Source organism: Acidaminococcus fermentans DSM 20731, assembly GCF_000025305.1.
Classification (GTDB): domain Bacteria; phylum Bacillota; class Negativicutes; order Acidaminococcales; family Acidaminococcaceae; genus Acidaminococcus; species Acidaminococcus fermentans.
The window spans coordinates 796,622-819,031 of sequence record NC_013740.1; the positions used below are offsets into that span (position 1 = coordinate 796,622).

Sequence of the window (22,410 nt, forward strand, 5' to 3'; positions counted from 1 at the left end):
AACCCTGCTATAATAACATTCGTTCGGTAAACACGCCCGTAGCTCAGTGGATAGAGCAACGGCCTCCGGAGCCGTGTGCGGTGGTTCGATTCCACTCGGGCGTACCATTCAAAACTTACCTCATAGTTCGCGTCAGCGGGGTATGAGGTTTTTTGTTGCCCGGGCTTTTTTTCAGAAAGCCGCAAAGAGAAAAAAGTGGTATAATGAACAAGTTGTCAATCCATGGAAAGGTTTCCTTCTCCATGAGAGAGAAAAGAGGTTATGCCGTGGTTAGTATCACTGATCGTGTGCGTTTTTCAGAAACCGATTTGATGGCGGTGGTCCATCATACCAATTACCTGCGCTGGTTCGAAATGGGCCGGGTGGCGTATTTCCGACAGGCGGGCATCGACCTGAACCAGCTTCAGGAAGCTGGCTACATGGTCCCCATCGTGGAAGTCCAATGCAAGTACCGGCAGTCTGCCCGGTTCGACGATGTGTATGAAATCCAGACCACCCTCAAGGCCTGCAGCCGGGCCATGATCCAGTTCAGCTATCGGATCCTCCGGAAGGAAGACGGAGTTCTGCTGGCCGAAGGCACATCCAAGAATGCCTTTGTGAACCTGGAGGGGAAGGTGGAACGGCTGACACCTGTTTATTATGAAAAACTGCAGCAGCTGGCTGCACAAGAAAGGGAGATCCAACCATGATCAATGTGATTTTGCTGATTCTGGGACTGTGCGTACTGGGCCTTCTGGTAATGATCGTCTACGCCGCTCTGAAACCCACCGATGATACCCGGGTGGTAATGGAGGAAAAGACGCCCCTGAAACTGGAAAGCCTGGACCACGACAAGGCGGTGCTGTCCTTTGAAGTGCCTCTGCGGAACAAAAGCGGCGAAAGCGCTGCCATCACCGACTGCTTCGTCCGGCCCTACCTGCCCCAGGAACAGTTCCCGGATGCCTGGTGCGAAGGCACTGTGGAAAAAAGCGACCGGCGCCGGGACGACCATTATTTTGAAGCCCTGGTGCTGAAGGAATGGTCTGAATGGAAGCTCATCGTTACCCTCACCCTCCACGCCCGGAACGGCCGGGACATGCGGGAAATCCTGAAACGGATGGTGGATATGGATGCAGCCGTTTTCGTCTGCGGCGTGGGCCGGAAAGCCCATTATGTACGGAAATTCTTCTTCACGGTATTTGCCGATGAACTGAAAAAAATGGCGGGGGGTGCCTACAATGGCTGAGAAATATGAAATCATTCCAATTCCCACCCGGATTCTGACGGTCCATGACAATATCGTGGACGCTGTCCGGGAGTTCGGCGGCGACAAGATCGGTCCCCGGGATGTGGTCTGTGTGGCTGAAAGTGTGGTGGCCATTACCCAGAACCGGGCCATCCGTCCGGAAACCCTGAAGATTTCCTTTGCGGCCAAGGTCCTGAGCCAGCTGTTCCCGGGTGTCGGGAGCATCGGCAACTGGTCCGCCATGCAGAGCCTGCTCAATGAATCCGGCACCTTGAAAGTGCTGTTCGCCGTGGTGGTGGGCTTCTTCGCCAAATGCCTGGGAAAGAACGGGGTGTTCTATCAGCTGGGCGGCGAACAGGCCCGGCTCATCGATGACATCACCGGTACCATGCCCCCTTATGACAAACACATCGTCCTGGGCCCCAAGAATCCGGTGCGGGTGTCTGAAAGCATCAAGGAAGGACTGGGCTGCTTCGGGGCTGCCGTGGCCGACGTCAACGACCTGAAACGGTCCTGCTGCCTGGGCTGCACCAAAGGCGTGGATCCCCGGAAGGTGGAAAAGATCCTCATCGACAACCCCTTCGGGAACGACAGCCAGAAGACGCCGATTTGTGTGATCAAGAATTATATCGACTAAGGGCTAACGCATAACCCCTGAGCGCCATAGCAGGCCATCTGCTTTGTCAGGAGGGATTTGGAAGCCGGGTATATACCGCCGTGTATTATGCCCAACTTCCAAATCCCTCCTTTCACGCATCTGACCTACTCTGACGCTCAGGGAAGCAATCGGGGGTACTATGCCACGAACCAAATTCCGCGCTTTCGCGCATCCGGGCATATCTTGTGCGCCTGGAAGAAACTGGGAATTTGTAGAAATAAAATGTTCAAGGCCGGCGTATGCCGGCTTCCATCGGCCAGTGACCAGTGACAATCGGACCAGTGACAGGAAAAAGTTCCCGTCAGGGAACTTTTTCCTCTGGATTTCTCCCCCCATAACAGGTACAATAACAGTTATAGAAAAGGTAGGTGAAACGATGTTGGAAGTTGTAATCGCAACCCATAACCTGGGCAAAGTAGAGGAATTCAAGTCGCTGATGGATGAACTCGGCATCACCTTTACCTGCCTCAGTGATTATGCCCCGGTGCCCGAACCGGAAGAAACCGGCCGGACCTTTGCGGCCAATGCCCGGCTGAAAGCCCGGTACTATGCCAAGGTCCTTGGCAAGATCTGCCTGGCCGATGATTCCGGGCTGGAGGTCCTGAGCCTGAAAGGGGCACCCGGTGTCCGTTCCGCCCGCTATGCGGGGGAAGAGGCCACCGATGAAGAAAACAACGAACTGCTCCTGGCCAATATGAAGATGCAGGTCCGGCGGAACTGCCGGTTTTTCTGCGCTCTGGCCATGGCCAATCCGGAAGGGAAGATCCTGGTGGAAAGTGCCGGGATCTGTGACGGGATCCTGCTCCACGAACCCCACGGGACCAATGGCTTCGGCTATGACCCCCTGTTCTGGTCCACAGAACTCCACAAACCGCTGGGAGAGGCCACCATGGAAGAAAAGAATGGCATCAGCCATCGGGCCAAGGCCATTCGGAAGCTGGTAAATCAATGGAAAAAAATGAACCGATGAGAATCGGCGTGGTCAGTGACACCCATGGAGATTTCCAGGCCCTGGAACAGGTACTGGACCAGGCGGGGGAAGTGGATCTGTGGCTCCACGCCGGTGACTACAGCCAGGATGCCCCGTATATCGAAGAAATCACCGGCATTCCGGTGTATGCAGTATGCGGCAACTGTGACAGCTATGAAGACCGGGCTCCGGCGGAACTGGTGACAAAGCAGCTGGGGTTCACCCTGGCCATGACCCACGGCCACCGGTACGTCCGGTACAATGACTGGAGCCGTTTGCTGTACTGGGGAGAAGAGAAACAGGCGGATGTGGTGGTCTTCGGCCACATCCATGTACCGGTGAACCGGGAAGCAGACGGGATCCTGCTGATCAACCCCGGCAGTCCCAGCCGTCCCCGGAACGGAGTGCCCAGCTTTGGCATCCTGACCCTGGAAGCAGGGAAAAAACCGGTATTCGAAGTGCAGGAATTGAAAGAATAGGAAAGGAGCCAACAAATGGCAAATACGGAAGAACTGAACAAAGAGGCACTGGAACTCCATGCCAAAAACCACGGCAAACTGGAGGTGCGCTGCAAGGTGCCCCTGGAAAATGGTCACGACCTGTCCCTGGCCTATACTCCAGGGGTTGCGGAACCCTGCCGGAAAATCAAAGAGAACCCGGATCTTTCCTTTGAATACACCTGCCGGGGCAATATGGTGGCCGTCATCAGTGACGGCACCCGGGTACTGGGCCTGGGGGACATCGGTCCCGAAGCCGCCATGCCTGTTATGGAAGGGAAAGCTGTACTGTACAAGAAATTCGGGGATGTGGATTCCGTGCCCATCTGCATCGACACCAAGGATCCGGAAGAATTCGTGAACATCGTGGAAAAGCTCCAGCCTTCTTTCGGCGGCATCAATCTGGAAGACATTTCTTCCCCCAAATGCTATGCCATTGAAGCGGAACTGATCAAACGGTGCAAAATCCCCGTGTTCCATGACGACCAGCATGGTACGGCCATCATCGCCTGTGCGGCCATCATGGGGGCTCTCCGCTATGTGAAGAAAGACATCGGCAAGGTGAAGGTTGTGGTCAACGGCTGCGGTGCTGCCGGTTCCGCCATCGGCAAACTGCTGGTGCGTCTGGGCGTGAAGGATCTGACCATGATCGATGTCCATGGGGCTGTGTATGAAGGCCGTCCCGGGGATATGGACATGGCAACCGCCTACCTGGCCAGCGTCACCAACAAAGATCATTACCAGGGGGATCTGAAAGGGGCCGTAAAAGGGGCTGATGTGCTCCTGGGGGTTTCCGCTCCCCGGCTGTTCACCAAAGAAATCATCCAGAGCATGAACAAGGATGCCGTGGTATTCGCCCTGGCCAACCCGGTGCCGGAAACCACCTATGAAGAAGCCAAGGCGGCCGGCGCTGCCGTAGCTGGTACCGGCCGCAGCGATGCGCCCAACCAGGTGAACAACGTATGCGTGTTCCCGGGGATCTTCCGTGGTGCCCTGGCTGTCCGGGCTTCCGCTATCACCGAAGAAATGAAGGTGGCGGCGGTAAAGGCCATTACCGGTCTGATCGCCGACGACGAACTGAAGGAAGACTATGTGGTTCCCGGCGCCTTTGACCGGCGGATCGTTCCGGCCATTGCCGCCGCCGTGGCCAAAACTGCCATGGAACAGGGCATTGCCCGGATCAGACGGGATCCCGAAGACATCCGGAAAGAAGCAGCAGAACGGGTGGAACGGAATTGGAATGCCTGATTTTTCCCCAGAGCGGAAAAATCGGCTGACGGGCGGATACCCGCCCTGTGTCAACGGTCAGCGGTCAACGGCCGTTGACTGCTGAAAATCCAGTCAATGCAAAAAAGGGAGGAAAAACGATGAAAAAACTGGCACTGGTACTGGCCGGGCTCCTGGCCCTGGCCGGGATCGCCGGAGGATGCGGCAGCTCCACCGGCAGCAAACCCGCAGGGGGAGACAAGAAAGTGGTCCTGAAGGTGGGGGCTTCTCCGGTTCCCCATGCGGAAATCCTGGAAAAAGTGAAACCCATCCTGGCCAAGGAAGGGGTTGACCTGCAGGTGGTGGAATTCACCGACTATGTGAAACCCAACCTGAGCCTCAGCGACAAGGAAATCGACGCCAACTTTTTCCAGCATCTGCCCTATCTGGAAAAGTTCTGCAAAGACCGGAACCTGTCCCTGGTTTCCCTGGGCAAAGTCCACATTGAACCCATGGGCGTGTATTCCAAGAAAGTCAAAGACATTAAATCCGTGCCCGACGGCGCCAAGATCGCCATTCCCAACGATCCCACCAACGGGGGCCGTGCCCTGGCCATCCTGGAAAAAGCCGGACTGCTGAAACTGAAGGAAGGGGTAGGGGTACTGGCCACCGCCAATGACATTGTGGACAACCCCAAGAACCTGAAAATCACCGAAGCGGAAGCCGCCATGCTGCCCCGGACCCTGGATGATGTGGATCTGGCCGTGATCAACTCCAACTTCGCCATGGAAGCCAAGCTGAATCCCACCAAAGATGCCCTGTTCATCGAAGCCAAGGATTCTCCTTATGCCAACATCGTGGCCATCCGGAAAGGGGACGAAAACCGTCCGGAAATCCAGAAGCTGATGAAGGCTCTGAACAGCCCGGAAGTGAAGAAATTCATCGAAGAAAAATACCAGGGCGCCATCATCCCGGCGTTCTGATGACAAAAGAGGTGTTGCACCGGCAACACCTCTTTTGCTATACTGAAAGAAAAACTTCGGAGGCCTTATCCATCATGTCCAATACCATTGTTTATGAAGACGGCACTGCATTCCACCCCGGTTCCTACCTGGAAGACCTGCTGGATGACTGGCAGATGACCCCGGCCCAGTTCGCCCACAAACTGGGGAAACCCCTGGAAACCGTGGATCAGCTCCTGGCTGGAGAAATCCCGGTGGATCTGGAACTGGCCAGCAAACTGGAAGAAGCCACAGAAATCAGCGCCGCCGCCTGGCTGAATCTCCAGTTCATGTTCGACGAAAAGGTGGAGGCGCATAAGAAGGGGTAAACAGGGGGGTGTGAACTTTTTTCACACCCCCTTTTTAGTTGCGCAAACCCGTAGAGGCCTCACGCCGGGAGGCCCGCAAAATATACGTACAACTGCTGCTTTGGCGGGCGGCCGGGCCTGCCGCCCCTACGGATCCGCGCCTGACCCCTTAACCCCTTAACCGCCCCCGTGGTATAATGGAACTGTCACTAACGGAATTTTTAGATTTATTATGGGAGATCCATTATGAACAATACCATAAACACTGCCTCTTTGTGGGAAATCCTTCAGGAGGCCCTTCTGGATCCGGATTTCTGCCAGGTTCTGGGATTCACCCGGGAACAGATGGAAGGGCAGATCCGGTCCTGCCGGCTCCAGGAAGCCTGCCCGCTGCTGGAAAACGCCCTGGATGACCAGGGACGGTTCAACGCCGGGGTGGTGCTGGAAATTTTCCGGGGGTTCCTGCCCTCCCTGGCTGATGAGCCACCCAGAGGATGGCTCATGGACTGCTACCAGACCCTGCTCCGGAAAATCTTTCCGGAAACCACGGAACCGGAACCGGCTGCCGATGCCATCTGCTATCAGGCCGGCCGTCGGCTGCTGCTCCAGATTCTCCGGGGGCTGTACCACTACGAAAAGCTCTACTGTCCCTTTGATCCCAGGTGGAATATCGAACTGCTGTCCGCCCGTGAAATCCGGCAGGAGCACTGCACCCGGGAATATCTGCGGTTCCGCACCCTGGTCCGGGACCTGTACCTCTACGAATTCATGCGCCTGGGGACGGAAGTGACCCCCTACAACACCCTGGGTCACATCGGGGGAGTGGCCTATGTGGCCGTCTATATGGCCCGGCAGCTCCACCGCCGGGGGGTGCCCGTGGACGTGGCCCTGATCGCCGGAGCGGCGGCCCTTCACGACATGGGCAAATACGGCTGTAAAAAGGACGAGGAAAAGCGGGTTCCCTACCTCCATTATTACTATACGGACGTGTTCTGCGAGCGGGAAGGAGTGCCCCAGATGGGGCACATCGCCGCCAACCATTCTGTATGGGATCTGGAACTGGAGAACCTGTCCGTGGAATCCCTGCTGCTGATCTATGCGGATTTCCGGGTGAAAAGCTATCGGGATGAAAAGGGAAGGGAAATCATCCATTTCTATACCCTCCGGGAAGCTTTCGATGTGATTCTCAGCAAACTGGATGATGTGGACGGGGCCAAACGCCAGCGGTACCAGAAAGTCTATGTGAAACTGGTGGATTTTGAAGCCTATATGGAAGAACTGGGGGTCACCACCGATCTGCCGGTGGATTTTGCCCTGGCTCCGGAACGGGAACGGATCCTGCCCCATAAGGAAAAGGTGCTGATGGAGGGCCAGGAAGTGGTCCGGCAGCTGAAATACGCCGCCATTGCCCACAACATCCGGCTCATGAGCATCTTCCGCAGCGAACGGGATTTCGGGAATCTCATCGAAGCGGCCCGCAGCGAACCCAACTGGAAAAACCTCCGGGCCTACATCAGTATCTTCGAAGAATATTCCACCTACATGACGGAACGGCAGAAAATGATGACCCTCCAGTTCCTGTATGAGCTGCTGAGCCATCAGGAAGAGGATATCCGGGTCCAGGCCGCCGAACTGATGGGGAAGATCGTGGCCAACTTCAACGACCGGTACACCAAGGAGCTGCCCAAGGGAGTGCTGCTGCCCCGGAAAAAAATCACCAACCGGACCCTGTTCCGCCAGTACCTGGAACAGATCATCGATCCGGGACTCCGGTACACCCAGCAGCACAAGAACCGGATCGGATCCTGCCTGGGTCCCTTTGTCCGTTCCGTGCTGGCCACCCGGTATCACCGGGTGGGGACGGCCCTGGCCAACATTGCAGAAGAGGAACATCCCACCGCTCTCTACCTGGAAATCCTCCAGCCCTGGTACGAGAAACCGGCGGAAACGGCGGAGCAGCAGATGATCCTGCTCCAGGCCCTGCTGGCCCTCCGTCCTGAAGACCTGACGGAATCCTTCCGCCAGGCGGTGGAGAAAACCCTCCAGAACGGGTACCGGGATCCCAGCTCCATTGTGCGGATCGGAGCCCTGTACGGGTACCATCATCTGTTCGGCGGGCCCGGGGACGAAGATGCCTTTGTCCATCGGCTGCTCCGGACCATGGATCTGCCGGAAGATCCCCGGGCTTTCGCGGAAAAGGAAAGCAGCCTGTTCCTGGAAGACCTGAAAAGCGGCATCCACTGGCTGATCAAGATCGCCAACATCCACCTGATGTGCCATGCCCTGCTCCGGCAGCAGGACAAGGGCAATGTGATGCATCTGGGCATGCACCTGTGCAATCTGGTGAAGGTCAGCGAATATCTGGCGGTGCGCCAGGCAGCCGGGGAGGCTCTGCTCCGGATCGCCGATTCCATGACCTGGGCCCAGCGGAACGAAATGGCCGTGGAACTGTTCAACGGACTGGAAATCGGCGACCTCCAGATCACCAAATACGTGCCGGAATACCTGGGCAAGATGATCCTGAAACTGCTGCCGGATGAACTGGATGAATTCCTGGGGTCTCTCCGGGAAGAAATCGACTCCACCAATTTCCAGCTGGCGGGAGCGGCGGTGAATACCATGGGAGTAGTCCTGGAGAATTTCCAGGATTTCTCCAGCCGCTTTCCCCGGGAAGAAAAGAAGAATCAGCAGCGGCAGCTCCGGCTGCTTTACGCCATCCTCCGGGCCTATGCCCACTACAACAAGGAACTGAGCCGGGACGCTTTCCGGAGTCTGGCGGCCTATGTGTTTTCCAGTTCCCGGATGCCGGCGGAACGGAAAAGTTTTCTGTTCCTCCACAGCTTCCGGAAAATCTGGGTGCTGCTCAACGAAAACACGGAAAACATGCTGGATTTCTACACCAATGCCGGGGTGCTTAACCACCTGTACCGGTACATGGGCCAGGAAGAGACCCTCCATGGACCCTTCGTCTTTCCCAGGCAGCAGAAAGTCTGCTTCTACCCCGGCACTTTCGACCCCTTCAGCAGCGGTCACAAGGCCGTGGCCAAACGGATCCGGGATCTGGGTTTTGTGGTGTACCTGGCCCTGGACGAATTTTCCTGGTCCAAGCATACCCAGCCCCGGCTCATGCGCCGGAAAATCATGAACATGTCCGTGGCGGACATGGAAGATATCTATCCTTTTTCGGAGAACCTGTCCGTGAACATCGCCAACCCGGAAGACATCCGGAAGCTGAAGCAGGTCTTTGCCCACAAGGACCTGTACCTGGCGGTGGGGTCCGATGTGGTGGAAAACGCCTCCGCCTACCGGCTGGAACCGTCTCCGGATTCCATCCATTCCCTGAATCACATCATCTTTGAACGGGAGACCCGGGAGAATGCCAACTGGTATACTGATGCCCCGGCAGCCGTCCAGAAGAAGAAACTGGCAGAACAGCAGATCCGGGGAAAAATCCTCCATCTGAAGCTGGATAAATTTTTCGAGGATGTGAGCTCCACCCGGATCCGGGAGAATATCGACCAGAACCGGGACATTTCCGCCCTGATCGATCCGGTGGCCCAGAACTTCATCTATGCCAACAACCTGTATCTCCGGGAACCGGCCTACAAACATGTGCTGGAAGCCCGGGAAATCGGCATCGGGGAATTCCAGCCCCGGACCTGGGCCCAGCTGCCGGCCCTCCAGAATCTCCTGGGAAATCCCGGGGCCAATCCGGTGCTCCAGCAGTATCTCCAGTGGAAAGGAGAAAACGGGCAGCCCCGGGTCTATACCCAGTATGTGGATACCGGGGAGAGGGGGGACAGTCTGGCGGCATTCGGCGCCGTCCATCAGGTGTCCACCCGGAGCCTCCTGATGGAATTCCGGGATCCCCGGGTGGCCGAGCATATCCGGGAAGAAGCTGCCGGCCGCATTGCCTCCCTGGGCTACTTCTGCGTCAGCGGGGACAGCTCCATTTCCCATCCGGGACAGATCCTGCTGACGGAAATGATGACGGAGCTGCTGAACCGGGATTTCACCTACGTGGTTTACCATCCGGTGGACCCTTCCGGATACAATGAAAAGGCCATCGCCGCACTGGTCCGCCAGGGATTTGTGGATATCGCCCCGGAAGGGTCGGAACACCCGCTCTATGCGGCCCACATCAATTCTCCGGTGGTGCTGTTCCGGGATGTGGAAACCACCATCAAGAATCCCTTCAACAAAAACCTGCGGGTCCAGAAAGCCCTGGACAAAGCCCACAACAACCTGCTGGCCGTGCTCCGGCAGCTGTATCCGGGGAAACTGATCCTGTCCTTCAACACCAGCGCCATGCATTACCGGATCATCCAGAAAGTGGCCCGGCTCAACGGGGTTTCCACCCTGGAAGATCCCAAGAAGCGCCGGGGACCCTTTATGTCCGTCCCCTTCGGCAAGGCCCTCAGCGATGTGCTGGTGCCCAATACGGTGACCAAGGCTCTCCACATCGAAAAGTACTTCAACCGGGCCGTCAAGGGCTTTACCCTGGCGGAAGCCCATCATTACGCCACCGTGGACAACCAGGTAAAGACCATCCGGTCCTTCAACCGGCCGGTGATCCTCATCGATGACCTGCTGGAAAAGGGCCACCGGATGCGGATGCTTACCCCCTACCTGAAAAAGAACAATGTGGATGTCCGGGAAGTGCTGGTGGGGGTCATGACCGGTTATGCCATGGATCTCATGGCCCAGCAGGGCTACCGGTGCCAGTGCGCCTATTTCCTGCCCTCCCTGGAACTGTGGCTCAATGAAAGGGACTGTTATCCCTTTATTGGCGGGGACAGCATCGACAATGCCAACAACTACAGCGGGTACGACCGGAATCCTTCCGTGAATCTGATCCTGCCCTATGTAAAACCCGAATTCATCTGCCAGGGGAATGCGGACGCAGCCTATCAGTATTCCCTCACCTGTCTCCAGAACGCCAAACTGATCATGGAGACCCTTCAGGACGAATACCAGGCCCTGTACGAAAAACGATTGACCCTGAAGCGGCTGGGAGAAGTGATTTCCGTACTCCGGATCCCGGATATGGACATCGGGGTGAAATTCGATCCCAACATGGATCCCACCCGGTTCATTGAAAACGATATCGAACGGCTGGTCCGGCTGCGCTGGGGAGAAGCGGGCAGCGGACTGTATGACCGGAACCGGGGCGGCGAATGAGCCGTCCCCTGGAAAGGAGAACTGAATTATGGAAAACAACTGGCATCACATCAGCGATCTGCCCAAAGAAGCGGGGGTGGATCAGCCCCTGTCCCTGGCCGGACGGCCGGCCCTGAAGGAAAAGAACCGGGTCCATATCCTGGCCCTGGGGGATGTGGGGCGGACCATGCTCATCGGGCTCCGGCTCCTGGGAGCGGATAAAATCGCTTCCATCGGCCTTTGTGACCTGAACGAAAAGAACCTCCAGCGGCTGGAAATCGAAATCAACCAGATCCGCTATCCCTTTGCAGAAGGAGAACAGGTGCTGCCGCCGGTGGATATGGTCACCGAAGACAGACTGTTCGATTGTGACGTGTTCATTTTCTGTGCCACCAAAGGGACTCCGCCCATCGGGGCCAAAGGCGACATGCGGATGGTGCAGCTGGCTGCCAACAGTGAGCTGGTCCGCCATTTCGGGGATCTGGCCCGGAAGGCGGACTATAAGGGGCTGGCCTGCATCGTTTCCGACCCAGTGGACAACCTGTGCCGGGCCTTCCTGGAAAGTTCCGGACTGGCTCCCTGGCAGGTCCAGGGGTACGGGCTGGGGGTCATGAACGCCCGGGCCTGCTATTATGCGGAAAAGGATCCCCGGCTGGCCCATTACCTTACCGAAGGTCGGGCTTTCGGGCCCCATGGCCAGGACCTGGTGATCGCCGACAGCCTGGAGCACTACAATGATGAACTGTCCCGGGAACTGACCCGGAAAACCGTCACCTGCAATCTGGCGGTCCGGGAGCTGGGGTACAAGCCCTACATCGCTCCGGCCCTGTCCAGTGCGGCCATTTCCATCCTGCTCACCCTTCGGGGCGCCTGGCATTACGGATCCCTGTATCTGGGGGATGAAAAGGAAGGCGCCTTCCTGGGCATGAAGAATCGCCTCACGGAAAAAGGCTTCGAATATGAAGACGCGGCCCTGTGCCCGGAACTGTATGACCGGATCCGCCACGCCTATCTGAATCTGTGCCGGATGAAATAACCGGCGGAAAAGCGGGAAGGGATTGGTATGTTCTATGTGATCAAAATGGGCTGGCAGGAAGAAGGGACCACCCGGCGGGTGGACAGGGCCCTGGCCCGTGCCCTGGCAGGCAGACACCATCAGGTGGTGGAGCGGGTCAGTGATTTTGCCAGGCTGTTTCCGGCCGGCGGTCCTGCGGAACCGGGGCCTCACCAGCTGCTCTTTGCAGTGAATCTGGCCCGGGGCGGCATCAGTGTGGGCTTTGCCCGGGTCATCGCCTACATTTCCCTACACCCCCATTGTCTGGAAAACTGCGTGGGCAGCGTGGTGGTGGATGGGGAAGATGAACTGTTCACCAAAAAGGCCGGACGGGAAATGATCTTCATGGCCAACCGGTCCGGCTGCGCCTTTCCGGGAGCCCCCCTGGTGGAAGCCACCGGTTCCCTGTACAATTTCAACATCCGGGCCAAAATCCAGGGAATCGGCAACCAGGAGGCCTACGAAAACGCCGTGGACCGGCTGGTGGAAAAACTCCTGGCCTTTACCGGGGCACCGGCACCGGAAGGAGGACGGCACAGGATCGCCCTGTTCCACGCCAGCAGCCGGAAGACCTCCAACACCCTGCTGCTGTGGAGCCTGATCCGGCAAAAAATGGAAGACCGGGCCCTGATCCGGGAAGTGAGCCTCCGGAACGGCACCGTGGTGGACTGCCGGGGCTGCAGCTATGAAGCCTGTCTCCACTTTGGAGAACAGGGGGACTGCTTCTACGGAGGGGTCATGGTGGAAGAAGGATATCCGGCCATCCGGGAAAGCGATACCCTGATTTTTGCCTGCCCCAATTACAATGATGCGGTCAGTGCCAACATCATGGCCTTCTTCAACCGGATGACCGCCCTGTTCCGGACCGACTTCCGGGAGTTCGCCAAAAAGCGGATCTTTGCCTTGGTGGTCAGCGGTTACAGCGGGGGAGACATTGTGGCGGAACAGGTGATCGATGCCCTGAACTGCAACAAACATTTCATCCTGCCGCCCCATTTTGCCCTGATGGAAACCGCCAACGATCCGGGCAGCATCCTGCAGAATGAAGGGCTGGAGCAAAGGGTGGAGGAAATGGCCGAAAGAATCGGACAGTAAGGGGAATCATCCACCGTCCTGGCAGAATGTCCGGACGGCGAAGATTGTGTCCCCCTTTTTAAAACAATTTAAATGTTGTACAATAAGAAGCTGTAACCGGCTGTTGCGGGACAGCTTCTTTTTGTCCATTGCGCAGCGGCAACTATCCGAGAAAGAAGGCCTGCAAACCGTGACCCTGTCGAAAAAATGGAAACAACTGATCTTCTGCGGACTCCTGGGTGCCCTTTTCTTCCTGGTTCCTCCGCCGGAAGATCTGAAAGTGGCTGGCTGGCATGTGTTCGGCGTCTTTGCCGCCACCATTGTGGGGCTGATCCTGAAACCCCTGCCCATGGGGGTCATGGCCCTGCTGGGGATGGTGGGCCTGTGTTTGGCCCGGACCCTTACTCTGAAAGAAGCCCTCAGCGGCTTCGGGAATCCCACCATCTGGCTGGTGGTGGTGGCCTTCTTCATCTCCCGGGGCATCGTGAAGACCGGTCTGGGAGAGCGGATCGCCTATCTTTTTGTGGAACGGTTCGGGAAAAAGCCCCTGTTCCTGGCCTACTCGCTCATTGCCAGTGATCTGGTGATCGCTCCCGCCATGCCCAGCAACACTGCCCGGGCCGGAGGCATCCTGGCCCCCATTGTCCAATCCCTGAACACCACCTTCGGCTCCGACCCCAAAGAGGGAACGGAAAACAAACTGGGGAATTTCCTGGTGCCCGTGGTGTTCCAGTGCGATGTGGTGATTTCCGCCGTGTTCCTTACCTCCATGGCCGCCAATCCCATGGCTGTCAGCTTCGCCAGCGACCTGTTGGGGGTGAACATGACCTGGGGCGGCTGGCTGGCGGCTTCCTGCGTGCCGGCCCTGCTGTCCCTGGTGCTGTATCCTCTGGTAATCTACAAGATCAACCCGCCGGAACTGAAGGAGACTCCGGAAGCCCCGGCCCTGGCCCGGAAAAAACTGGATGCCATGGGGCCCCTGAAACAGGAAGAAAAAGCCATGGCCGCCATTTTCCTGCTGCTCATCGTCCTGTGGGCCGGGGGCCGGTATCTGGGGCTCACCGAAACCCTTACGGCCCTGCTGGGCCTGTGTCTGCTGCTCCTTTCCAACGTGCTTACCTGGGATGATGTGAAAAGTGAAAAAGCCGCCTGGGATACCCTGATCTGGTTCGCCATCCTGGTGATGGAAGCCGGGTTCCTGAATACCAAAGGGATGATTCCCTGGTTCAGCCGGGAAATGGGGCTCCTGGTATCCGGATCCAACGGCCTGGTGGCCATGGCCATCCTGGGGACCGTGTATTTCTACTCCCATTATCTCTTTGCCAGCAGTACCGCCCATGTGAGCGCCATGTATGCCGCCTTTCTCAGTGTCATGGCCAGTGCCGGGGCTCCGCCCACCATGGCCGCCTATGTGCTGGCCTGGTTCAGCAGCCTGTTCGGATGCCTGACCCATTACGGCTCCGGTCCCGCACCCATTTTCTTCGGTGCCGGGTATGTGTCCCAGAACCGCTGGTGGGAAATCGGCTTCGTCCTGTCCCTGCTGTCCCTGCTGATCTGGGGCGGCGTGGGCTGCCTGTGGGGGAAGGTCCTGGGAATGTGGTAAAAATTTAATTTTCCGAAAACGGGGAAACTGTGGTACAATGGGTAACAAATACTGTACCTGGAAAGGCGGAGACCCATGAAACAATTTGATGCACGCAATCTGTCCATGATGTTTGACCTCTATGAAATGACCATGGCCAACGGGTATTTTGAAGACAAGAAACGGGACAGGGACGACTATGTGTCCTTTGATGTATTTTATCGGAACAATCCGGACGGAGGGGGCTTCGCCATCTTCGCCGGTCTGGAACAGGTGCTGGACTACCTGGAAAACATGCATTTTTCCACTGAAGACATTTCCTATCTCCGGAGCCTCCACGTGTTCAGCGAACCCTTCCTCCAGTGGCTGGAAACCTATCAGTTCCGGGGGAATGTGTATGCCATGCCCGAAGGCAGCGTCATCTACCCCGATGAACCCCTGCTGACGGTATACGCCCCTCTGGTGGATGCACAGCTGGTGGAAACCGCCATCCTGTGCGAAATCAACCACCAGTCCCTGATCGCCACCAAGGCCCAGCGGATCGTGAAGGCTGCCCAGGGCCGGGGAGTATCCGATTTCGGTGCCCGCCGGGCCCACAACATGGATGCGGCCGTCTACGGTGCCCGGGCTGCTTATATCGGAGGTGCCGACAGCACCGCTACCGTCCTGGCCGGCCAGATGTTCAACATCCCGGTCAGCGGAACCATGGCCCACAGCTGGGTCATGTACTATGATGACGAATATACCGCCTTCAAGCGGTTTGCGGAAATCTATCCGGACAACGCCATCCTCCTGGTGGATACCTACGATGTACTGGATTCCGGGGTGCCCAATGCCATCCGGGTGGCCAAGGAAGTGCTGGAACCCATGGGCAAACGGCTGAAGGGTATCCGGATCGATTCCGGGGACCTGGCTTATCTTTCCAAGAAAGCCCGGAAGATGCTGGACGATGCCGGTCTTACCGATGCCATCATCGTCATGAGCAACTCCCTGGACGAATACACCATCAGCTCCATCCTGGAACAGGGGGGCTGTGTGGATTCCTTCGGGGTAGGGGAACGGCTGATCACCGCCAAGAGTGATCCGGTCTTCGGGGCTGTGTACAAACTGGTGGCCGTCCACAAAGACAAAGCCATCATTCCCAAAATCAAGATTTCCGAGACTTTCGAAAAGATCACCAACCCGGGACGGAAACGGGCCTGGAGAGTGTATGACAAAACCGGCCATGCCATCGCGGACCTCCTGACCCTCCAGGACGAAGATCCCCGGGAAAGCGCCGAGTTTCCCTTTGTGGATACCCAGCGGCCCTGGAAGAAGATGACTTTCAGGGACTGCACCTTCCGGGAACTCCAGGAATTGGTATTGGAAAAAGGGAAACGGATCCATCCGTCCCCGTCCCTGGAAGAAATCCGCCGGTACGTGCGGAAACAGCTGAATCACGAAATCTGGCCCGAAGAACAGCGTTTCAGCAATCCCCACATGCATTTCCTGGACATGAGTCCCCGGTACTATGCCATGAAGATGGCCCTGCTGGAAGATGTGAAGAAGGGGAAATAAGACGGTCAAAGGAGAACACCATGTCCCATCCCTGGGAATCCTATCAGGCCCTTTATGTCCACATCCCTTTCTGTGTCCATAAATGCGCCTACTGCGATTTTGCTTCTTATCAGATTTACAACGACCATATCATGACCGACTATGCCCGGCGCCTGGTGGAGGAAATCTCCGCCTGGACGCCGGCTTTGCCGGTTTCGCCCACGGCCACGGTGTATTTCGGCGGAGGCACCCCCAGCGTGCTGCCTCTGGAGGATCTGGCGGCCATCGTCACCGCCCTGAAGGAACGGGGCTTCTGGCAGCACCCGGCGGAAGCCACCCTGGAAGCCAATCCGGGGACGGTGGACCGGGAAAGACTCCGGTTTTACCGGCAGCTGGGCTTCGACCGGCTGAGCCTGGGCATCCAGTCCTTCCAGCCGGAAGAACTGGCCGCCATGGGCCGGATCCATACGGCGGAACAGGCGGAAGAAGCCATTGCCCTGGCCCGGGAGGCAGGCTTCCGGCGGATCAGCGGAGACCTGATCTACGGCTATCCCGGCCAGACGGTGGAAACCGTCCGGGATTCCCTGGAACGGCTGCTGGATACCGGGGTGGACCATGTGTCCGTCTACGGCCTTACGGTGGAAGAGGGGACCCTGCTGGCGAAACAGGTACGGGAAGGCAAAGCCCTGCTTCCTTCGGAAGATGCTTCCGGGACCATGTACGATTTTCTCATGGAGGCCCTGCCCCAGGCCGGGTACCACCGGTACGAAATTTCCAACTTCGCCCGTCCCGGCCAGGAATCCCGGCACAACCAGGTGTACTGGCACTACGATCCCTATATGGCCTTCGGGGCAGCCGCCTGCCGGTTCGACGGGAAAATCCGGGAGACCAATCCCCGGAATCTCCAGGCCTATCTCCAGGAAGCCCCGCCGGAACGGGAAATCCTCACCTGCGAAGACCGCCGGGCGGAGCTGGTCTTTATGAACCTGCGCACCGTCAAGGGCCTGTCTCTGGAAGAATTCACCCAACGGACGGGAGAAGATTTCTTCCATATATATGAAGAAGGTTTCACCCACTGTCGGAAACAGGGCTGGATCACCCGGGAAGGGGACCGGATCCGGCTGACGGAACAGGGGATGCGGTACGGAAATCTGGCCTTTGAGGAATTTTTGTAAAAAGGCAAATATTTTTTTAAGAACTATTGACAATTTGACTAAAGAGGTGTATCTTTACACTTAGATGTTAGCACTCCAATAATTAGAGTGCTAACAATCCAGAAGAGAGATGATTACAGTGCTGAGTGACCGCAAGAAAAAAATTCTTCAACTGATCATTGAAGACTATATTGAAACGGCGGAGCCTGTAGGATCTCGCAGCATCGCCAGGAAATACAATCTGGGGATCAGCCCGGCAACCATCCGGAACGAAATGTCCGACCTGGAGCTGCTGGGTTATCTGGAGCAGCCCCACACTTCGGCGGGCCGTGTCCCGTCGGCGGCTGCCTATCGGTACTATGTGGATTCCATTGCCAAGCCCGATGCCCTGGCGCCCAATGATGTGGCGCTGATCAACAGCTGGTTCCGGGAACGGGTCCACAGCATCGACGATATCTTCCAGTCCACCGCCAAGATCCTGTCACGGATGAGCAAGAACGTGTCCGTGGTGCTGGCCAACAAGGACAGCGAAAGCGTCTTTTCCTATCTCCGCTTCCTGCCCCTGAACGAGCACCAGGCCATCCTGTGCATCGTGGCCAATGACGGGCGGATGGACAACAGTGTGATCCAGATCCCGGCCGGCATGAGCCGCCTGGAAATGGACACCCTGGCCCAGAGAGTCACCAACAAACTCCATGGGATGAAGCTGAATGATATCACAGACCAGATCCTGAAAGACGTCCGGGATGCCCTGGCCGGGGACAAAGCCCTGTATGCTTCTCTGATCCAGGTGGTCAGACAGATGCGGAGCGGCCAGTCAGAGAACAAGATGTACCTGGGCGGCACCAAACAGCTGCTCAGCCAGCCGGAATTCAAGGATCCGGAACGGATCCGGGAGCTGCTGAGCGTGCTGGAGGAAGAGCAGATGCTGAAAGACATGCTGATGGCCGACAAGGACTCGGGCCTGAAGGTGACCATCGGCAGCGAGAACAAATTTTCCGGCATCCAGGATTGCAGCATGATCCAGGCCACCTACCGTCTCAACGGACAGGTGGTAGGGACCCTGGCGGTCCTGGGACCGACCCGTATGGAATACCGGAAGGTGATTTCCGTCATGGATTACCTTCACAACTACCTGCGGGTGGTCATGAATAAAATGGATGAAAAGTAGGGGAGGACCAATGACAGAGGACCAGCAGAAGAACGCAGAAACCGCCCAGGCGGAAGCGGCAGAAGCGGCCAAAGCCCAGGCAGCGGCAGAAGAAACCGCAGAAAAGGCCCAGGCAGCGGAAGCTGACCAGGCTGAGGCAAAAGACGAAAAAGCAGCGGCTCCTGATCCCAAAGACGAGAAAATCGCCCGGCAGGAACAGCAGATCGCTGACCTGCAGAACAGACTCCTGCGGCTGCAGGCGGATTTCGACAACTTCCGGAAACGGAACAACGAAGAACGGGAACGGCTGGGCCGGTATGTAACCGGTCAGGTAGCCCGGGAATTTTTGAAGGTGCTGGACAATTTCGAACGGGCGGAAGCCAGTATGGAATCCAGCAAAGACGGAGCGGCCATCCAAAAAGGCATGGAAATGATCCACAAGCAGTTTGAAAAGGCACTCCAGACCCTGCACATCGAAGAGATCCCGGCGGAAGGCAAGCCTTTCGACCCCCAGATCCATGAAGCCGTAATGCAGGGCAGCAACCCGGATCTGCCGGATGAAAGCATCGACCTGGTCCTGGAAAAGGGCTACAAGATCGGTGATGACGTCATCCGTCATTCCAAGGTGCGGGTTGTCCGCAATGACTGAAAACAACGTGTTGAACGATTGACAATTCCAGATTTGACAGGAGGAATTCATTATGTCTAAGATTATTGGTATTGACTTGGGGACCACCAACTCCGTAGTCGCTGTGATGGAAGGCGGCGAACCTACGGTTATCACCACCCAGGAAGGCGGCCGGCTGACTCCTTCCGTGGTTGGCTTTACGAAAAACGGGGAAAGACTGGTAGGCCAGCTGGCCAAACGCCAGGCTGTATCCAACCCGGAACGGACCATCAGCTCCATCAAACGGCACATGGGCACCAAATACACTGTGACCATCGATGGCAAGGACTACACGCCGGAACAGATTTCCGCCATGATCCTGGAAAAGATGAAGGGCGATGCGGAACGGTATCTGGGTGAAAAAGTCACCGAAGCCGTCATCACCGTACCGGCTTACTTCAACGACAGCCAGCGTCAGGCCACCAAGGATGCAGGCCGGATCGCCGGACTGGATGTAAAACGGATCATCAACGAACCCACGGCTGCAGCCCTGGCTTACGGCATTGACAAATCCGACGACCATACCATCCTGGTTTATGACCTGGGTGGCGGCACCTTCGATGTGTCCATCCTGGAACTGGGCGACGGCGTGTTCGAAGTAAAATCCACCAACGGGGATACCCATCTGGGCGGCGATGACTTCGACAAACGGATCATGGACTGGATGTGCGATGAATTCAAGAAACAGAACGGCATCGACCTGACCGGCGACAAGATGGCCATGCAGCGGATCCGTGAAGCGGCTGAAAAAGCCAAGATCGAACTGTCCAACATGCTGACCACCAACATCAACCTGCCCTTCATTTCTGCAGGCCCCAACGGCCCTGTGCATATGGACCTGGATCTGACCCGTGCCAAATTCGATGAAATGACCAGCGACCTGGTTGACCGGACCATCGTCTGCGTGAACAAGGCCCTGAGCGATGCCAACATGACCTCCAAAGACATCAACAAGGTCCTGCTGGTGGGCGGTTCTTCCCGTATCCCTGCGGTACAGGAAGCCATCAAACGGACCATGGGCCAGGAACCGGCTCACGGGGTGAACCCGGATGAATGTGTGGCCATGGGTGCCGCCATCCAGGCCGGCGTGCTGGCTGGGGATGTAAAAGACGTCCTGCTGCTGGATGTAACGCCTCTGTCCCTGGGGATCGAAACCATGGGCGGTGTGATGACCAAGATCATTGACCGGAACACCACCATCCCCACCTCCAAGAAACAGGTATTCTCCACGGCTACCGACAACCAGCCCTCTGTGGATATCCACGTACTCCAGGGCGAACGGGAAATGGCTGCGGACAACAAGACCCTGGGCCGTTTTGAACTGTCCGGCATTCCGGCAGCTCCCCGGGGGGTGCCTCAGATCGAAGTGGCTTTCGATATCGATGCCAACGGTATCGTAAACGTAAGCGCCAAGGATCTGGGTACCGGCAAGGAACAGAAGATCACCATCACCTCTTCCGGCAGCCTGAGCAAGGAAGAAGTGGACAAGATGGTGAAGGAAGCCCAGGCCAACGAAGCCGCTGACAAGAAACGGAAGGAAGCCGTGGAAGCCAAGAACCAGGCCGATACCCTGATTTACCAGGCTGAAAAGACCGTGAAAGACATGAACGGCAAGGGCCATGACGACCTGATCAAGAAGGTCCAGGACGCCATCGCCACCCTGAAAGAAACCATGAAAGGCGACGATACCGACAAGATCAAAGCCGATACCGAAGCCCTGCAGAAACCTCTGTATGAACTGAGCGCTGAACTGTACAAGCAGAATCAGGGCGCTGCCCAGGGTGCTGCCGGTGCCAATGCCAACGCTGGTGCCAATGCAGGGAACGAAAGCAAGAAAGCCGACGACGACGTAGTGGATGCGGAAGTCGTTGACGACGACAAGAAATAAGCTTTCCTAGAGGGAGATACGGATGGCAGAGAAGAGAGACTACTATGAGGTGCTGGGCGTTTCCAAAAACGCCACAGCCGATGAACTGAAAAAGGCCTACCACAAACTGGCCCGGAAGTATCACCCTGACCTGAACAAAGACAATCCGGAAGCAGCGGATAAATTCAAAGAGGCCAATGAAGCCTACAGTGTCCTCAGCGATCCCCAGAAGAGAGCGGCCTATGACCAGTACGGCCATGCCGCTTTCCAGAACGGCGGAGGGGCCGGCCCTGGTGCCGGCAACCCCTTCGGCGGCGGGTTCCAGGGCTTTGGCGGTTTCGGCGGCGGAGAAGGCATGGACGACATCTTCAATATGTTCTTTGGAGGTGCCGGACGGGGCGCCGGCCGCCGGGCCGACAATGGCCCCCGGCAGGGGGCTGACCTGCGGATGGATACCCAGATCACCTTTGAGGAAGCGGCCTTTGGTACGGAGAAGAAGGTGACCGTGAACCGGGAAGAGGAATGTGAAACCTGTCATGGTTCCGGGGCAGCCCCCGGCAGCACGCCGGAAACCTGTCCGGACTGCCATGGTACAGGGGAGATCCGGGTTACCCAGAATTCTCTCTTTGGCCAGGTGGTCAATGTCCGGAGCTGTCCCAAATGCCATGGGACCGGCAAGATCGTCACCCATCCCTGCAAGGACTGTTATGGCAAGGGCCGGGTGAAGAAACGGAGAGTCCTGACGGTGAAGATTCCCGCCGGGGTGGACAATGGTTCCCGTCTGCGGGTGGCCGGCGAGGGCGAAGCCGGGATCCGGGGCGGACGGCCTGGGGATCTGTACGTATACCTGTACGTGAAACCCCACAAGTTCTTTGGACGGGAAGGCACCACCGTAACCTGTGAAGTGCCCATCAACATCGTCCAGGCCACCCTGGGGGCGGAAATCGAAGTTCCTACCCTGTATGGCCAGGTGAAGGTGAAGATTCCGGAAGGAACCCAGCCCAACAAGATCCTGCGTCTGAAGGGCAAAGGGATCGTATCCCTGCGGACGGGCCAGAAGGGCGACCAGATGGTCCGGATCAAAGTGGTGATTCCCACCGGGCTCAGCGATACCCAGAAAGAGGCACTCCGGAAATTTGGAGAAGCCAGCGGGACCGCCATCAACCCGGAAGAAAAAAGTTTCCTGAACAAAATAAAGGACCTGTTCAAGTAAGTCAGGGCAGGGAAATACGGAGCTGTGAAGAAATGAATCCTCATTTCTTCACAGCTCCTTTTTCTTTGTGACAAAAATGCAAACATCT

General features: G+C 57.1%; 18 protein-coding genes and 1 tRNA gene. All 19 read left to right on the forward strand.

Annotation, left to right across the window (positions count from 1 at the left end):
• Positions 1 to 32: 32 nt before the first annotated feature.
• Positions 33 to 107 (forward strand) — tRNA-Arg (locus ACFER_RS03610).
• A 159-nt stretch (positions 108 to 266) separates the two neighbouring features.
• A complete protein-coding gene (locus ACFER_RS03615) occupies positions 267 to 689 on the forward strand; it encodes an acyl-CoA thioesterase (RefSeq protein ID WP_041666094.1) in 423 nt (140 codons plus the stop codon).
• Complete coding sequence (locus tag ACFER_RS03620; protein WP_012938071.1) at positions 686 to 1,225, forward strand: hypothetical protein; 540 nt, start codon at positions 686 to 688, stop codon at positions 1,223 to 1,225. Before ACFER_RS03615 ends, ACFER_RS03620 begins: the two co-directional genes overlap by 4 nt.
• Positions 1,218 to 1,862: a coenzyme F420-0:L-glutamate ligase gene (locus tag ACFER_RS03625; protein ID WP_012938072.1), complete on the forward strand. Its 645-nt coding sequence runs from the start codon at positions 1,218 to 1,220 to the stop codon at positions 1,860 to 1,862. The genes ACFER_RS03620 and ACFER_RS03625 overlap by 8 nt, the downstream gene beginning before the upstream one ends.
• A 397-nt stretch (positions 1,863 to 2,259) precedes the next feature.
• Positions 2,260 to 2,853 carry an RdgB/HAM1 family non-canonical purine NTP pyrophosphatase gene (gene rdgB / locus ACFER_RS03630; protein ID WP_012938073.1) on the forward strand — a complete coding sequence of 198 codons (594 nt, stop codon included), beginning with the start codon at positions 2,260 to 2,262 and terminating at the stop codon, positions 2,851 to 2,853.
• Positions 2,832 to 3,332 carry a metallophosphoesterase gene (locus ACFER_RS03635; protein WP_244830049.1) on the forward strand — a complete coding sequence of 167 codons (501 nt, stop codon included), beginning with the start codon at positions 2,832 to 2,834 and terminating at the stop codon, positions 3,330 to 3,332. Before rdgB ends, ACFER_RS03635 begins: the two co-directional genes overlap by 22 nt.
• Before the next feature lie 15 nt (positions 3,333 to 3,347).
• On the forward strand, positions 3,348 to 4,598 hold the full coding sequence (locus ACFER_RS03640; RefSeq protein ID WP_012938075.1) for an NAD(P)-dependent malic enzyme: 1,251 nt from the start codon (positions 3,348 to 3,350) through the stop codon (positions 4,596 to 4,598).
• 119 nt (positions 4,599 to 4,717) lie between these two features.
• Positions 4,718 to 5,539, forward strand: coding sequence for a MetQ/NlpA family ABC transporter substrate-binding protein (locus ACFER_RS03645; RefSeq protein ID WP_012938076.1), 822 nt, complete (start codon positions 4,718 to 4,720; stop codon positions 5,537 to 5,539).
• Positions 5,540 to 5,613: 74 nt separating this feature from the next.
• Entirely contained in the window at positions 5,614 to 5,886 is a 273-nt protein-coding gene (locus ACFER_RS03650) for a helix-turn-helix transcriptional regulator (protein WP_012938077.1), read from the forward strand.
• Positions 5,887 to 6,111: 225 nt separating this feature from the next.
• The gene (locus ACFER_RS03655) at positions 6,112 to 11,046 is read left to right on the forward strand and encodes a phosphohydrolase (protein WP_012938078.1); all 4,935 of its coding nucleotides are present in this window, start codon (positions 6,112 to 6,114) and stop codon (positions 11,044 to 11,046) included.
• Between the two features lie 28 nt (positions 11,047 to 11,074).
• Positions 11,075 to 12,061: a Rossmann-fold NAD(P)-binding domain-containing protein gene (locus ACFER_RS03660; RefSeq protein WP_012938079.1), complete on the forward strand. Its 987-nt coding sequence runs from the start codon at positions 11,075 to 11,077 to the stop codon at positions 12,059 to 12,061.
• Positions 12,062 to 12,088: 27 nt separating this feature from the next.
• Positions 12,089 to 13,174, forward strand: a complete 1,086-nt coding sequence (locus ACFER_RS03665; RefSeq protein WP_012938080.1) for a flavodoxin family protein — start codon at positions 12,089 to 12,091, stop codon at positions 13,172 to 13,174.
• 169 nt (positions 13,175 to 13,343) lie between these two features.
• Entirely contained in the window at positions 13,344 to 14,756 is a 1,413-nt protein-coding gene (locus ACFER_RS03670; protein ID WP_012938081.1) for an anion permease, read from the forward strand.
• 75 nt (positions 14,757 to 14,831) lie between these two features.
• Positions 14,832 to 16,292: a nicotinate phosphoribosyltransferase gene (locus ACFER_RS03675; protein WP_012938082.1), complete on the forward strand. Its 1,461-nt coding sequence runs from the start codon at positions 14,832 to 14,834 to the stop codon at positions 16,290 to 16,292.
• 20 nt (positions 16,293 to 16,312) lie between these two features.
• Positions 16,313 to 17,446 carry a radical SAM family heme chaperone HemW gene (hemW, locus tag ACFER_RS03680; protein WP_012938083.1) on the forward strand — a complete coding sequence of 378 codons (1,134 nt, stop codon included), beginning with the start codon at positions 16,313 to 16,315 and terminating at the stop codon, positions 17,444 to 17,446.
• A 109-nt stretch (positions 17,447 to 17,555) separates the two neighbouring features.
• Positions 17,556 to 18,596 carry a heat-inducible transcriptional repressor HrcA gene (gene hrcA / locus ACFER_RS03685; RefSeq protein WP_012938084.1) on the forward strand — a complete coding sequence of 347 codons (1,041 nt, stop codon included), beginning with the start codon at positions 17,556 to 17,558 and terminating at the stop codon, positions 18,594 to 18,596.
• A gap of 10 nt (positions 18,597 to 18,606) precedes the next feature.
• Positions 18,607 to 19,224, forward strand: coding sequence for a nucleotide exchange factor GrpE (gene grpE, locus ACFER_RS03690; protein WP_012938085.1), 618 nt, complete (start codon positions 18,607 to 18,609; stop codon positions 19,222 to 19,224).
• A gap of 52 nt (positions 19,225 to 19,276) precedes the next feature.
• Positions 19,277 to 21,130: a molecular chaperone DnaK gene (gene dnaK / locus ACFER_RS03695; protein ID WP_012938086.1), complete on the forward strand. Its 1,854-nt coding sequence runs from the start codon at positions 19,277 to 19,279 to the stop codon at positions 21,128 to 21,130.
• A gap of 22 nt (positions 21,131 to 21,152) precedes the next feature.
• Complete coding sequence (gene dnaJ, locus ACFER_RS03700) at positions 21,153 to 22,322, forward strand: molecular chaperone DnaJ (protein ID WP_012938087.1); 1,170 nt, start codon at positions 21,153 to 21,155, stop codon at positions 22,320 to 22,322.
• The last annotated feature ends 88 nt before the right edge of the window (positions 22,323 to 22,410 follow it).